The sequence below is a fragment of the Pseudomonas sp. B6002 genome (genome assembly GCF_013385985.1).
GTDB lineage: Bacteria > Pseudomonadota > Gammaproteobacteria > Pseudomonadales > Pseudomonadaceae > Aquipseudomonas.
The window spans coordinates 399-14,705 of sequence record NZ_JACAOY010000027.1; the positions used below are offsets into that span (position 1 = coordinate 399).

The 14,307-nt window shown below is 64.0% G+C and carries 16 protein-coding genes; 3 read left to right on the top strand and 13 right to left on the bottom strand.

Going from position 1 to position 14,307, the window contains the following annotated elements; genetic code table 11:
• Positions 1 to 183 precede the first annotated feature (183 nt).
• Positions 184 to 3,711, top strand: coding sequence for a hypothetical protein (locus HX792_RS26205; RefSeq protein ID WP_176998794.1), 3,528 nt, complete (start codon positions 184 to 186; stop codon positions 3,709 to 3,711).
• Positions 3,712 to 3,910: 199 nt separating this feature from the next.
• A complete protein-coding gene (locus HX792_RS26210; RefSeq protein ID WP_176998795.1) occupies positions 3,911 to 4,369 on the top strand; it encodes a cupin domain-containing protein in 459 nt (152 codons plus the stop codon).
• Between the two features lie 7 nt (positions 4,370 to 4,376).
• Here the strand turns inward: HX792_RS26210 and HX792_RS26215 are convergent, their stop codons facing one another.
• The 13 genes from HX792_RS26215 to HX792_RS26275 form a co-directional block, all read right to left on the bottom strand.
• The gene (locus HX792_RS26215; protein ID WP_176998796.1) at positions 4,377 to 5,423 is read right to left on the bottom strand and encodes an EscU/YscU/HrcU family type III secretion system export apparatus switch protein; all 1,047 of its coding nucleotides are present in this window, start codon (positions 5,421 to 5,423) and stop codon (positions 4,377 to 4,379) included.
• A gap of 2 nt (positions 5,424 to 5,425) precedes the next feature.
• Entirely contained in the window at positions 5,426 to 6,238 is an 813-nt protein-coding gene (gene sctT, locus HX792_RS26220) for a type III secretion system export apparatus subunit SctT (RefSeq protein ID WP_176998797.1), read from the bottom strand.
• 6 nt (positions 6,239 to 6,244) lie between these two features.
• The gene (locus tag HX792_RS26225) at positions 6,245 to 6,514 is read right to left on the bottom strand and encodes an EscS/YscS/HrcS family type III secretion system export apparatus protein (RefSeq protein WP_016969171.1); all 270 of its coding nucleotides are present in this window, start codon (positions 6,512 to 6,514) and stop codon (positions 6,245 to 6,247) included.
• A gap of 96 nt (positions 6,515 to 6,610) precedes the next feature.
• On the bottom strand, positions 6,611 to 7,264 hold the full coding sequence (sctR, locus tag HX792_RS26230; RefSeq protein WP_017137580.1) for a type III secretion system export apparatus subunit SctR: 654 nt from the start codon (positions 7,262 to 7,264) through the stop codon (positions 6,611 to 6,613).
• Complete coding sequence (sctQ, locus tag HX792_RS26235) at positions 7,261 to 8,268, bottom strand: type III secretion system cytoplasmic ring protein SctQ (RefSeq protein ID WP_176998798.1); 1,008 nt, start codon at positions 8,266 to 8,268, stop codon at positions 7,261 to 7,263. The genes sctR and sctQ overlap by 4 nt, the downstream gene beginning before the upstream one ends.
• Entirely contained in the window at positions 8,265 to 8,711 is a 447-nt protein-coding gene (locus HX792_RS26240; protein ID WP_176998799.1) for a hypothetical protein, read from the bottom strand. Before HX792_RS26240 ends, sctQ begins: the two co-directional genes overlap by 4 nt.
• A 153-nt stretch (positions 8,712 to 8,864) precedes the next feature.
• Positions 8,865 to 10,187 carry a FliI/YscN family ATPase gene (locus HX792_RS26245; RefSeq protein ID WP_176998800.1) on the bottom strand — a complete coding sequence of 441 codons (1,323 nt, stop codon included), beginning with the start codon at positions 10,185 to 10,187 and terminating at the stop codon, positions 8,865 to 8,867.
• Positions 10,184 to 10,768, bottom strand: coding sequence for a FliH/SctL family protein (locus HX792_RS26250; RefSeq protein WP_176998801.1), 585 nt, complete (start codon positions 10,766 to 10,768; stop codon positions 10,184 to 10,186). The genes HX792_RS26245 and HX792_RS26250 overlap by 4 nt, the downstream gene beginning before the upstream one ends.
• Positions 10,765 to 11,379, bottom strand: coding sequence for a type III secretion protein (locus HX792_RS26255; protein ID WP_176998802.1), 615 nt, complete (start codon positions 11,377 to 11,379; stop codon positions 10,765 to 10,767). Before HX792_RS26255 ends, HX792_RS26250 begins: the two co-directional genes overlap by 4 nt.
• A complete protein-coding gene (sctJ, locus tag HX792_RS26260; RefSeq protein WP_176998803.1) occupies positions 11,376 to 12,158 on the bottom strand; it encodes a type III secretion system inner membrane ring lipoprotein SctJ in 783 nt (260 codons plus the stop codon). Before sctJ ends, HX792_RS26255 begins: the two co-directional genes overlap by 4 nt.
• A gap of 4 nt (positions 12,159 to 12,162) precedes the next feature.
• Positions 12,163 to 12,597, bottom strand: coding sequence for a hypothetical protein (locus HX792_RS26265; RefSeq protein ID WP_176998804.1), 435 nt, complete (start codon positions 12,595 to 12,597; stop codon positions 12,163 to 12,165).
• A gap of 9 nt (positions 12,598 to 12,606) precedes the next feature.
• Positions 12,607 to 12,849, bottom strand: a complete 243-nt coding sequence (locus HX792_RS26270) for a hypothetical protein (protein WP_176998805.1) — start codon at positions 12,847 to 12,849, stop codon at positions 12,607 to 12,609.
• 12 nt (positions 12,850 to 12,861) lie between these two features.
• Positions 12,862 to 13,425 carry a type III secretion protein gene (locus tag HX792_RS26275; RefSeq protein WP_176998806.1) on the bottom strand — a complete coding sequence of 188 codons (564 nt, stop codon included), beginning with the start codon at positions 13,423 to 13,425 and terminating at the stop codon, positions 12,862 to 12,864.
• 48 nt (positions 13,426 to 13,473) lie between these two features.
• Between HX792_RS26275 and HX792_RS26280 the strand changes: the two genes are divergently transcribed.
• On the top strand, positions 13,474 to 14,238 hold the full coding sequence (locus HX792_RS26280) for a tetratricopeptide repeat protein (protein WP_176998807.1): 765 nt from the start codon (positions 13,474 to 13,476) through the stop codon (positions 14,236 to 14,238).
• Positions 14,239 to 14,307 lie beyond the last annotated feature (69 nt).

Sequence of the window (14,307 nt, forward strand, 5' to 3'; positions counted from 1 at the left end):
CTGTAAGAGCGGAACCATAAGTGGCCGTTACCCAGATAACGGATATGCCCCCAAGCACACCCACATGACCCCCACATTTCACACCTGTGAAAGCTTGTGAGATCTTGCCAACAATCCCGCTTTCACCCCCCGCCACCCCCTAGTATCAAGTCCTCGTGCGCCCCCACTCACATGGACTGAACAATGATCAACCGACCCGAAAAAGCCGCCTCGCCGCGCATCCCCGAAACCAAGGCACCGGAACGTGTGTTCGACGCCCTGCTCAACAAGGCCAAGACCTTGGCAGCCGCCGGGTCGGGCGACAAAAACTTCAAGCCCAAAGTGCTGGCCGCCCACTCCGGCGAGGCCCTGAAAAAGCCCAGCGAGATCAAGCCCGACGACTACAAGGAAGTCACCGCCCTCCCCGCCAAGCTCGACATCGACACACTCAAAGTCGTGTCCGAAGACAAGGACGCCGGTGTCATCTACTTCGAGCAGGACGGTAGCAAATTCAAGATCACCCGCGAAGGCGCCGAGAAGGTCCAGGAAGGCTTCGACACCCTCAAGGGCCTGCACTTCGGCCACGCGGTAGCGCCGGTCAATCAGGGTGGTCCGGATGAAGGTACGCCGCTCTATGACCTGCTGCACACCCTCGCCGAAACCCAGGGCACTCCGGCCGGCAAGGAGATTCGTGAAGCCTTGGGCAACCCCGACCAGCAACTGCTGCGCGAAGACGACCCCACCGTACGCCTGGCCAATGTGAAATCTGTGGGTGAAGCCAAGGACGGGGTGGTCAAGGTCGAGATGGAAAGCGGCCAGACCCTGGTGATCTCTGAAGCGCTCACGCCCGAGGCCTTCGCCAGTTTCAACAGCGCCGGAGTGACCAAGGCGGCCCTCGCCGAGGGCAAGGCCAAAGGGTATGAAGCGGTCACCAGCCTGCCCGGCGACCTGGATTTCAGTCAGCTCAAGGTGGTCTCCGAAGACCCCAAATCCGGCGTGATCCTCTTCGAGCACCAGGGCAAGAAGTACATGATCAGCCAGTCCGAGGCCGCCTTGCCGCAGCCCGGCGCGGACCTGAGCAACCCCAACCCCAACGCCGGCAGCAGCTTCTACAACTTCCTGCACGCGGTGCACAAAAGCGAAGGCACCCAGACCTTCGACTACATCAAGAACGCCCAGTCCTTGCCCGGCCAGGAGCTGCTGCGCAAGGACGAGGCCAGCCTCAAGCTGGGCGATATCAGCAAGGTCGATGCGCCCATGGACGGCATCCTGGTGGTCAACGGCACCGACGGCAAACTGCTGGTGGTGTCCAAGGACATCACCCCCGAAGCCTTCGCCGCCTACAGCACCAAGGGCCAGACCCTGGCCGGCATCGAAAAGGCCAAGGGCGACGGCTACAGCCTGGCCGGGCCGGATGCGTACCTGTCGTCCACCGAAGACATCATGAGCGTCGGCGGCGTGGGCGATTATGGCCCCGGCCTGATCGCCTTCACCCAACACAAGCCGGGCGGCGCCGAAGAGAAGATCGTGGTCAGCGAAGACAGCAACCCGCAGATGTTCGAGCAGATCTCCGGCTACCGCACCGACATCGCCCAGCAGACCACCGACGTCGACAAACTGCGCGCCGACAACGGCCTGCCGCCGCTCAAGGACGTGTCGGTGGACAACCTCGCCACCACCGAAAAAGATGAGAGCGGCAACCCGCTGTCGGTGCAGGACCTGTCGATGAAAACCCTGGTGGACAGCTACCGGGCCGGGGTCAAGGACGGCAGCATCGGCAAGGACGACCCGCGCGCCAAATTCCTGCGTGCGGTGGAAGCCAAGAGCATGGCCGACAACGGTATGTCGATCATTCCCGAGCACGGCTTCGGCAACCAGGGCATCGCCACCACGCCGATCGATGTGACCTCGCGGGATGTGCGTGACAACATCTTCGACACCAAGTCCATCGACAAGACCATCAGCGACTTGCTCGGCGACTCGACCATCCAGGCTGACATCAAGAGCAACCACGACGCGGCGCTGGGCAAGGTCGACGGCGGCCAGGCCAAGGTCGATGAAGTGCACCAGAAGCTCATCGACAGCACCTCCTCGGAGAACTTCACCAAGTACATCAAGGCGCTGCAGGACGACGGCAAGACCGAACTGGCCACCCAGGAGATCCAGACCGCCTACACCGCCCTGGCGGATGTGGACCCGGCCAAGGCCGACAACTTCCTGCAGAACCTGCAGATCGACGGCTACACCGATGCCGTTGAAAAGTTGATGGACGACCCAAGCAAGATCAGCGATGACAACACCGCCCTGGCCACCCAGGACAACACCCTGGCCATCCTCTCGATGCTCAAGGGCAGCGCCGACGGCCTGCCGCGCCAGGCGCTGGGGGTGTATTCCAAGTTCGTCGACCAGTTGCTCAAGGACAAGGGCGCCGCCGCCGACTTCGGCAAGGCGATGATCTCCCTGGGCGATACCTGGCAGAAGAACGGCGTGATCAGCTTCAGCGATATCGAACACGCGGTGAGCAAGGAGATCATGCCGAGCCTCAGCGAAGAGAACCGCAGTTCGTTCGTGAAGAACCTGACCTTCCTCAAGGACAACGGCGTACTCGGCTCGGTCGGCGGCGCCATCGGCATGGGCCGCATCGTCTACCAACTGGCTGGCCAGGGCGGCAAGCTGGCCGACACGCCGATGAAGCGCCTGGGGATCGCCAACGACTTCCTCGGCTTCCTCGGCACCGGCTCGCACTTCGCCACCCTGGGCCTTAAGGTCTATGACAAGTTGCGCGGCACCAACGCCTACAAACTGATGGGCTTCGACCGCTCGCTGCCCGACCTGTGGGCCAAGCCCGGCGAGGGTTACCACGCCCTGCCCAAGGACGCCGAGGCGGTACAGAAGAAGTATTTCGAGATCGTCGACCAGGCCATGGATGACGGCAAGGACGTGGGCAAGGTGCTCAACAGCGGCGGCTGGAGCGATGAAGGCGCGAAGAAGGTGCAGGAAGGCATCGAGAAAGGCATCGCCAGCCGTGGCGGCGTGGCCGGTGCCGGTTTTGGTGCCAAGTTCGCCAGCAGCGCGATCAAGGTGATCGGCATGGCCACCGACGTGGCCGGTGGTGTGATCAGCGTGGTGCAGGCCGCGTTCACCCTGCGCGACGGCGTGCGGGAAAAAGACCCGGTGAAAATCGCCTCCGGCTCGCTGTCCATGGCCGGTGGCGTCAGCAGCCTGGTGGCCGCCGGTGGCGGCGTGCTCACCACCCTCGGCGTCACCGGCCGCATCATCCCGTTCCTCGGCCCGGTGGGCTTCCTGATCTCCGGTGCACTGTCGTTTGTCGGCGCGATCCTCAGCACCGTGCAGTCGCACAAGCTGCACAAGATCTCGATGCAGAACTGGAACCAGATCCAGGACTTCAAGCAGGACGGCCTGCTCAAGCCCAATGGCGATGAAGCCTACGTGTGGCTGCAGACCTACTTGTCCGACTGGGGCCAGCGCGATGCCCCGCAAGACCAGAGCATCTTTGATTTCCGCAAGGAAGAATGGGATGCGCGCTCCAGCATTCGCGGCGGCGACCATCGGCGCGACCACCCGGACTACATCGGCGACGGCAACAACCGCAACTCCGAGGACTACAAGTACTCGCTCAAGCCGTCGGAGTGGACAAACGACAACCACGACATCATCTGGCGCGTGGGCGACGGCTACGGCGGGCCGTACCACGACGTCGACAACGGCTGACCGCCCCCCTCACCTCAAATCAACTGTGGGAGCTGGCTTGCCTGCGATGGCGTCCTTGAAAATTGCGGTGATCTCAAGGGCGCCATCGCCGGCAAGCCGGCTCCTACAGGGGGGCGTGGCGGATGGAATAAAACACGCCTTCAGCTGTTTAGTCAGGACAAGACTCACCTTCCCTGCTGACAGCCACCGGAGGCACACCATGACCCCATCACCCTTGCGCCCACTTGTCGTCACGCCTGAAGACGGTTTACCGGTCCACCCGTTCGGGCTCGACATGCGCATTTTGCTGAGCACTGAAGCCAGTGGTGGCGCCACCTCGGTGATCATCGCCAGCCACAACCCCGGTGAAGGCCCGCCTCCTCACCTGCACCACTCGCAGGAAGAGTTCATTTTTGTGGTCGAAGGGACCTATCACGTCAGGGTCAACGGCGTTGAGCAAACCGTCGGCGCCGGGACGCTGCTGTTCATTCCCCGTGGCACTGTCCACAGCTTCAAGAACATCGGCAGCACCGTGGCGCGCATGCTCGACTGGACCTTGCCGGGTGGCCAGGATACGTACTTCCAGGCCATCGACGCACTGGCCGCCGAAGGTGGCTTCGACGCGGCAAAAGCCAAGGCCCTCAGCCTGGAATACGACACGCATTTCCCCCAGGCGTAAGACCTTGTCAGATAAGGCGCGCAGCCACGAGCCAATCCGCAACGGCCTGGAACGAGGCATCCGGCACCGGGTCGCCTGGCACGGTCTTGCGGTAGATCTCACCGGCCAGCGCCTTGTCCGGCGCGTGGGGAATGCCCAGGTCATAGGCTTCCTGCAGCATCAGCAAGGCTTCTTCCGGTGATGCGCGGCACACCACCACCGGCACTGGGGTTTCCCCGCGCACATAGCGCACGCCGATCACGCAGCCGTCGGTGGTGCCGATCATCATCGACGCGCGACTCAAGCCCAGCTTGGTGGCCAAGGCCTGCATCTCGTTGCGCTGGCGCCGCCGTTCGCTCTTGATCAGCGGGTCGCCGTCGATGTCCTTGCGCTCGCGCTTGGTCTCGCTGCGGGTCATCTTCATGTCGCGGCCGAACAACCAGCGCTGCATCATCACGTCCACCCCGCCCACCAGGATGAACGCGCACAGCACGGTGAACACCAACGGCTTGAGCACCAGGAAGAACGTCGACTCCATGCACTCCGCGCCACACCGCGACGACTCCATCAACGCCTGCAACGCGTGCTTGCCCACCACGTAGAAAGCAATCGCCAGCACATGCACCTTGATCAAGCCCTTGATGAACTCCACCAGGTTGCGCAGGGCAAAGATCTTCTTCATGCCCTCGGCCGGGTTGATGCGCTTGAACTCGGGCTTGATCGGGTCCACCGAGAACACGAAGCCGCGCATGGTGATGATGTTGGTCAGGATCACCACGCCCGTGGTCACCGCCATCACCGGCAGGGTGATGCTGATCACCAGTTGCTCGGCATGGTCGAGCACCCGGGGCCACACGGTGGCGAAGGGTTCGATGTAGATCTGCGCGGTGAGGTCGATCAACGCAGTGACCTGGGCCTTGGCCCGGGGCGCGAGGATCGAAATGCACAGGGTGCAGAACAGAATGACCATGCCCGACACCAGGTCCTGGCTCTTGGCGACCTGGCCTTTCTTGCGCGCGTCCTTGAGCTTTTTGTCCGTGGCCGGCTGGGACTTCTCTTCGCTGGTATCGGCCATGGCTACTCCATGCCTGCCAGGGTCTTGAGCAGCTCGACCGTGCCGCGGAATTCGGAGAGCTGGTCAAGCATCAGCGGAATCAAAAAGCCGATATAAATCACCATCAGGATTGTGAAGAACAGGTTCTTCACCGGCAGCGACAAATCGAAGATATGCAGGTTGGGCGCCATGCGCGACAGGTAGGCGAGCATCAGGTCGGTGATCAGCAGCGAGATCAGCAACGGCGAGACCATCAGCACGCCCACGCGCATGATCTGGTCGAGGATCGACAGCACCGCCAGCAAAGCCGAACTGGCAAACACCGGGGTGAATGAGGTCACCGGCCATAGCTGGTAGCTGTGGTAATAACCGTCGACCATCAGGATAAACCCGCCGGACATGAAGAACAGCGTGATCAGCATCACCGTGAGCAACGTCGCCATCACGCTGGACTCGCCGGACGACAGCGGGTCCACCAGTTGCGCCATGGTCGAGCCGCGTTGCAGGTCGATCAACTCCCCCGCCACCTCGGCGGCCCAGAACGGAATGCCGAACAACAGGCCGATGAGGATGCCGATCAGGAACTCCTTGATCAGCAAGCCGGCGATAAACACGCTGCCGTGTTCGGGCATCGAGGTCAGCGACTCGAACACCGGGAAAAACATCGGGATGGAAATCGCCACGGCCACACAGCCACGGATCATGCCGGTAAGGCCCAGGCGGTTGAACGCCGGGGTGATCACTACCACGCCCATGGCGCGACAGGCGGCGAGCGAGGCGGAGCTGATCACCGGGTAGGCGACCTCCAGGAACTGCGCGGTCAGGCTGGCATCCATGGGCGGTCAGCGCGTCCACATCGGGAAATTGTCCAGCACCTGGCCGCCGAGTTCCGCCACCTGGCCGGCCAGCACCGGGCCCAGGAACACGATGGTCAACAGCACCGCCACCAGCTTCACTACCTGGGGCAGCGTCTGGTCCTGGATCTGCGTCAACGCCTGGAACAGGCCCACGCTCAAACCCACGATAATCGCCACCCCCAGCGCGGGCGCAGAGAGCATCAACACCGTCATCAGCGCCTGTTTCATCAACGACAAAAATACGTCCTGGCCCATCTTCCCCCCTCAACACACACCACCCTGTAGGAGCCCGGCTTGCCGGCGATGAGGCCCTCAAGGGCGCCATCGCCGGCAAGCCGGCTCCTACAAGGGTTAGCCGTAACTCAGAATCAAACCGTGCATCAGGCGCGACCAGCCGCTCAGGGACACGAATAAAAAGATCTTCAGCGGGATCGAGATCAGGTTCGGCGAGACCATCGACATGCCCATCGCCATCAGCACGTTGGACACCAGCAAGTCCACCACCAGGAACGGGATGTACAGCAGGAAGCCGATCTCGAAGGCACGGGTCAGTTCCGAGCTGACGAACGCCGGGATCAGCACCACCAGGTCGTCATCGCGCAAATCGGCGCGGGCTTCCGGCGACCAGATGGTCTCGGTGGCTTGCACAAAAAAGCCACGCTCGGATTCATTGGCAAAGCGCTTCAAGTGCGCCTGCAACGGCGGGCGCAGGGCATCGCCCAGATCCTTGAGTTGCTCCACATGCTCGATGTTGAGGTCGCGCCCCTCCACCTGGCGGTACATGTCGCCAATCAGCGGCGTGGTCACGTACACCGACAGGATCAACGCGATGCCGTACAGCACCAGGTTCGGCGGCGTCTGTTGCACGCCCAAGGCGTTGCGGATCAGGAACAGCACCACCGAGATCTTCATGAAACCGGTGAGTGTCACCACCGCCAACGGGATCAGCCCGATCGTCGCAACGACCAGAATGATCTCGATCAGGTTCGGCTGATAACCGGTCATGGGGTGGCAAAACTCAGCAGGCGCACGCCCAGGCCGTCACCGATTTTCACCAGTTGGCCCTGGCCGACACGCCGCCCGTTGACCATCAAGTCGACGCTGTCCACGCCGGGGGTGTTGAGCTGCAACAGGCTGCCGGCGCCCAGTTCGCGCAATTGCGCCAGGGTCAGTTCCAGGCTGCCGACCTGGCACACCAATTTCAGCGGCAGGTCATCCAGGGCCGCAGCCGCATCAACGTCACTCATCGTGTTCTCCGCATCCAAAAGGGGGGCTTTCAAGGCTTCCTGCAGGCGCAAGGCATCACCCTGGTGTTGGCAGCGCGCCTGCAAGCGGCCGTCCAGGTCGAGCAGCAAACCGCTGCCAGGTTCAAGCATCAGCACGTCGCCGGGGCGCAGGCTGCGCAGTTCGCCCAGGCTCAGCCACTGTTTGCCGGCGACGACCGCCAGGGTCTGGCGCAGGCCGGGCAGCGGGTCGGGTTCGACCTCGCCCAATTGCGTCAACAACTGCGCCACCAGCACCGCGGCGCCTTCGCTCAGATCCAGCTGTGCGCTGAAGGCCGGCCCGTTGCCGAAGCTCAGTTCCAGGGCCAGGTGCACGGCGAACGGGCGCTGGTCCAGGCCTTCGGTGGCCTCCAGCAATTGCACCGGGTGGCCGAGCAGCGGTTCGAGGGCTTCGATCAGGTCGAGCACCGCCAGCTCCAGCAGCAACGAGCGCGGCAGCGACGGCAGCGTCTGCGCGTCAAACTGCAACGCCAGCGGCGCCAAGGCCTGCTCCAGGGCGGTGGTGGGCAAACGCAGGCGCACCGGTGCACGCCCCAGCAACAGCAGCACATCCCGTGGCGCGTTGAGGGGCTGCGGCTCGGCGGCCCAGCTCACACGCAGGTCTTGCCCGGCGCAGCGCCCCTGCCAGGCACGACGGCGCCGGTGCAGTTGGTTGTGCAACGCCAGCAGCGCCGGGTCGTAGTGGGTCAGCCACAGCGACAGCGGATCGGCAAGGGCTGCAATCATGTGCCGACGCCTTCGTCGCGCAGCTCGCCCACGCGGCGCTCGTCGCTTTCGCGGCCGTCCAGCAGGCTTTGCCAGGCGTCCGACTGACGCTGACGGCTGAGGCGCTCCTGGCGAAACAGGTCACGCTCACGCTCCTGGCTTTGCAGGGTGGTGGACACGTGGGTCACGTCGTTTTCCAGCTGTTGCTGATCATCGGACAAACCGCGCAGACGATCCTGGGCTGCCTGCCAACTGGCCACCGACAAGCCTTCGGTGAGCGACGCATACACCTGGCGCGCTTCTTCGGCGATGGCTTCCCGGTGCAGGCGCAATTGTTCCTTGGCGTCGGTCAACACGCCGTGGGTCTGTTCGCAGCGCTGCTGCTGGGCAGCCAGTTGGCTGGCGGCCCGTTGTTCACGCAGTACCCGCAGGGTTTGCAGGGTGCGCAGTTGATCGGTTTTCATCGGGTTTGCTCCTTCGTCATGCCGGCACAACGCTCTGTAAATCCATAAAGATCCCTTGTAGGAGCCGGCTTGCCGGCGATCGCGGTGGGTCAGACACACCGCTATCGCCGGCAAGCCGGCTCCTACAAAGGGTCGGTGTATGTCCTTGGGTTCTCATGCCAACACCTGGCGCATACGGGTCAGGGTCTGTTCCAGGTTGCTCGGCTCATCCGCGTTCTGGCGCAGGAAGGCTTCAATCGCGGCGTGGCGGTTGATGGCTTCGTCAGCCAGGGGGTCGCTGCCGGCGGAGTACTCACCCACGCGAATCAGCATTTCGATCTCGCCATAGCGCGCCATCAACTCGCGGATGCGCATGGCCAGGCGTTTGTGCTCATCACCAGCAACCTGTTCCATCAAGCGACTGCGGCTGCGCAACACGTCCACCGCCGGGAAGTAGTTACGCTGGGCCAGTTCGGCGCTGAGGGCGATGTGCCCGTCGAGAATCGAACGTGCCTCTTCGGCCACCGGGTCGCTGGCGGCATCGCCTTCGGTGAGCACGGTGTACAACGCGGTGATGCTGCCGGTCGGCCCGGGGCCGGCGCGCTCCAGCAGGCGCGGCAAGGCCGAGAAGAAGGACGGCGGGTAACCGCGACGGGTCGGCGGTTCACCCACTGCCAGGCCGATTTCGCGCTGGGCGCGGGCGAAACGGGTGAGGCTGTCCATCAGCAACAGCACGTTGCGGCCCTGATCGCGGTGATATTCGGCCAGGGTGGTGGCGACAAATGCTGCCCGCACACGCTCGGCGGCCGGGCGATCCGACGTCGCGACCACCGCCACCGTGCGCGCCCGCGCCTTGGCATCCAGTTGCACGTCGAGCAGTTCACGCACTTCCCTGCCCCGCTCGCCGATCAGGCCGATCACAATCACATCAGCCTCACTGTTGCGAATAATGCTGGCCAACAACGACGACTTGCCCACGCCCGGCTCGCCAAAGATGCCCATGCGTTGGCCCTGGGCCAGGGTCAGCAAGCCGTCGATGGAGCGGATCCCCAGCGCCATCGAACGTACGATCAGTTGCCGGGAAAACGGCGCAGGGGGTTCGGCGTGCAGCGGGTAATGCTGCAAGGCCAGGGTTGGCGCCAGCCCGTCACCGTCGAGGAAATCGCCCATGGGGCTGATCACGCGACCCAGCTGTGCATCGCCCACGGCGACGCCCAGGGTTTCGCCGGTGGCGGTGATTTGCGTGCGGGTCGACAGGCCTTCCATGGAGCCGATGGGCGACAGGATCGCCTCGTCGCCATCAAAGCCGATCACCTCGGCACTCAAGCTGCGGCCGCTGCCCGGGTCACGCAGCTGGCACAACTCACCGATGCTCGCGCCGGCCACACTGGCGCGCAACAGCACACCACGGATGCTCAACACCGTGCCGTGCATCGGCCGCAGGCGGGCCTGGGCCAAGCGCTCATGCAAGCGCGGCAACAGGTGCTGCAGGTTCATGCCACACCTTCTTCGGCAAACGGCAGCAGGCTGCGGCGCAGGTTCTGCAACTGCGCTTCCAGGCCCAGCTCGACAGAGCCTGCGGGGCTGTTGAGACGGGCCTGGCCGGCGCCCAGTTGCTCATCGGCGTCCACGGCAATCGCCAGGCCTTCGGACTTGAGACGTTGACGCAGGCTATCGACATCGGCGGGCGGCACCCACAGGGTCAGCGCCTGGTCCTGGCGGAACGCGCTCAGTGCCTGGCGGGTGCAGCGCGCGATACGCTCGGCGTTGTCCAGCTCACCCAGCACTTCGCGCACGATGCCCAAGGCCAGGTCGGCCAGCGACGCCTCCAGGCCACTCAAGTAGTGCTGCACCTGGGATTGGGTGTCTACCAGCAATTGCGCCACCTGCTCGGCACCCTCCAGGCGTGCGCTTTCAAAGCCTTCGGCGCGGGCGGCCTGCAGCCATTGGTCGCTGTCGGCCTTGACCTGTTGCGCTTGCTCCTTGGCCGCCTCCAGAAACGCAAAGCCTTCGGTCCACAACGCCGCTTCTTCGGCCCGCAGAATGCGCGCCGTGGGCCGGCTCGGTAATTCACTCATGGGGTGGTGTCCTCAGCGGCCAGGCACGCGGCGGCGGCCTGCACGATTTCCAGGTCGCGGGGCAACCGGGCGTTCTGACCTTGGGGGAAAACAAAGCGCAAACGCAGCCAGCCTTGCAGGTCTGCCTGCTGGGCGTGCAACCAGGTAGCTACGCAGCCCTGGCCGTCGCGGTCGATGGCGTCGATCAGCTCGCCGGGGTCGCGCAGCAAATCCGCCGCACCGCCCAGTTGGCGCAATGCCAAGGCCTGGCTGAACACATCAGCGCCGAGGCCTTCGCGCAGTTCGTTGACCACGTCGCGGCGAATTTCGCGGCTCAAGGTCGAGGCGTGCCAGATGGCGCCGCACAACCTCGGCAAGCGCGCGAACTGCGCTGGCGACAACAGCAGCACCGGCAAATCGGCGGCCAGGGGCGTCACCAGCTGGTCCAGCGGGGCCAATTGATAATGGCTCACCAGCAACTGTTCCAGGCGCTGGCGAAACCGCGGCTGGCGGTGCATGGCGTGCAGCACCTCGTCCGGCAGCTCAGCGGCAAAACACGCGCCCAGGCTGGGCCCGCGCACAAACTGCAACGGCTCGGCGATCAGTCCTTGCCAACGTTCAAACACGCTCATTCACCCTCCTTGAGTACATACAACGCCTGGGCCTGGCGCCTTGCCCATTGCTGGCGAGCCAACACACCGAGGGCGCCAAGGGCGATCAGCAACAGGCCGCCGAACATCAGGCGCGCCTGGGGCAGGTTGTCTTCCAGCAACCACAGCCCCATGAAGCGCGCCAACCTTGGCTGCGCGGGGTTCTGGCTGATGGCGACGGCCGCTTTGATCGCCGTGACCGAGACGCCGTCGTAGCTCAGGCCGGAGATGCCGTTGGCGACCAGGGTCTTGATCTGCGGGATCAGGGTGTTGATGTCGGTGCCCGGGTCATAGCGCACCAGCACCGAGGCCGACGACGGCGAAATCACGCGCTTGAGCAAGTCGTTGTCCGGCAGCACCACGTGCACCCGCGCCGCCACGATGCCGTCGATCTGCGACACCGAATGCGACAGTTCTTCACTCAGCGCATAGATCATCTGCGCCCGTTCCTGCACCGGCGACGACACCAGGCCGTTGCCCTTGAACACCTCGCCCATATTGGAAAAGCTCTGCTGCGGCAGGCCGGCGTTGTCGAGCAGGGTCATGGCTTCGGCGAAGCGTTCTTCGTCGACCACCACCTTGAGTTGGCCGTTGTCCTGGGTCTTGCGTTCCGCCGGGATGCCACCGCGCAGCAGCACCGCGACCATGGCGTTGGCGTCGCGCTCGCTGAGGTTGGTATAGAGGTCGGTGTTGCACGCCTGCAACAGGCTGGCCAGCAGGCCGATCAGCAACAGGCGCAGGGCGCGGTTTGGGCTTGGCATGGCGTTATTGACCCTTGAGCAGCGTGTTGGCGGAACCGGAAATCTGCGTCGCACCGCGCACCACCATCTGGGTTTCGATGGAGTAGTCGAACATCTTGCCCAGGGAGTGGACGATCTGGTCGACCTGTTGCTCGCCGACTTTTTTACCCGGCTCGCCTTGTGGAGAAGCACTCGCGGTACGGATTTCCGACGAGGCTGGTGGCGGCGCCGACGGGTTATTGGTGAGGACGTCGGCACGCTCGGAAAACGCCCGCGTGCGGTCGATAAAACTGTTCATGCGCTCCATCAAGCCCGAGCCGATCTGGTGCGGGCTCGCGCCTTCGGGCATGCCCTTGGCGGTATTGGCCATGTGCTCGAACAGATTCTGCGAGGCCCCTGCGGGCCCCGCGCCAGCGGACGGCGGCAAGGCCGAAGCGCCAGCGGCGAGACTGATAGTCATAAGGGTTACCTACTCGTCGTCGTCATCGGACATGGCGTCGTTCAGCAGTTCCTGCATCTTCGGCATGATGATGAACTGACCGCCGATGGTGACCGCCTGGGTGATCAGCGCATCGTTGAATTCGGCATCGCTGGTGTCGGAGGTGTCGGCCGGTTTATCGGCAGCCTTGGCGTTGTTCACCGCGGCATTGAACTTGGCTTCGGGGCTTGGGCCACCGGTGCCGGGCGTACTGTCGATCGGGGTAACGGACATGGTGCTGCTCCTTTACTGGGTTGGGGTTTCGGTACTGACTTGCGCGCCACGGAACACCCGCACACCGCGCTCGCGCGCCACCGGGGCGGCCACGACCTTGGGTTGCAGGTGATCCACATGCTGCTGCACCAGCGCCAGGTACGGCGGTGGGCCGGACACGAACACTTCATCGCCCTCGGGGCCATTGCGCATCGACAGCTGCTGGCCGAACACGTCCAGGCTGTTGAGGTAGGCCTGCAACTGGTCCAGGTTCAGCGCGCTGGCCTTGAACAGCTTGGTGGTGATCTCGTCGCTGGTATTGAGGTACAGCAGGTTGCCGTCGAAGTACCAGGTCAGGCCGTTGGTGCTGCACAGGGTCTGCAGGAACTCACCGGCGGTGGCCGCGCGAATCGTGCTGCGGGCCTTGCCGCGCACCTTGTCGGAGAGCACCAGCGGCACGTCGAGGTTGTGGCCGAATTCTTCCAGGGCGCTGCGCACATCCTGGTCAACCAGCACGTAGGCGTAAGGCTGGGAGAACCACGCCGGCTCTTCGGCGGCGCGGGCGAAACTGCTGCCGAACAGGCATAGGACCGCCATCAAAAATATGCTTACATGGCGTCCGCCTTCGCCCAACGAGTCGTGACGATGTCCAAGAATTTCCTGCTCGCCAGTACCCTGCTTTTGGCTGCCTGCTCCAGCAAACCTGCGACCGATTCCGACAAGTCGCTGCAACTGGCCAATGACCTGAGCAAACGCGGCGACTACGCCAGCGCGGCGGCGCTGTACGAACGTGCCACTGCGCAACCGGGAGCCGGCATCGACCTGTGGCTCAAGCTCGGCCAGGCCAAACTCGACGCCAAGGACGCGCTCGGCGCCGAACGCGCCTTCCAGCAAGCCCTGGGCTTCGACGCCCGCAACGCCGACGCCCTGCTCGGCCTGGGCACCGCGCAATTGCAATTGGGCAAGACCCAGCGCGCCGTCACGGCCCTGAGCCAAGCCGCAGACCTCGGCGGCTTGCCGGTGGCCTACACCCGCCTGGGTGTCGCGCAAGTCCTCAATGGCCAGGCCGCTGCCGCGCAAACCGCCTTCGCCAAGAGCCTGAGCCTCAAGCCCGACGACCTCGACAACCGCTGCAACCTGGCCCTGGCCTACGCCCTCGGCGGGCAATCGCAACAAGCGCTGGACGCCATCGCCCCCGTCACCCAATCCCCCCGCGCCCTGCCCCGGCACCAGCGCAATGTGCTGCTGGTGATGGTACTGGCCGGGTACGAACAGCGCGTTGCCACGCTGCCGCTGGACGATATCCCCGCTGCCGAGCGTGAGCGATTGGTGACGGAAGCGAAACGCATCAAAGCCATCAGCGACCCGGTGGCGCAAGCAAAAGAGCTGGGCTTGGTAGCCCCCAACTGACACAACACCGCCCTGCTTTTGATCTGCTTTTGATCTCAATCGCCCCATAAAACCACGCTGGCCGAACGC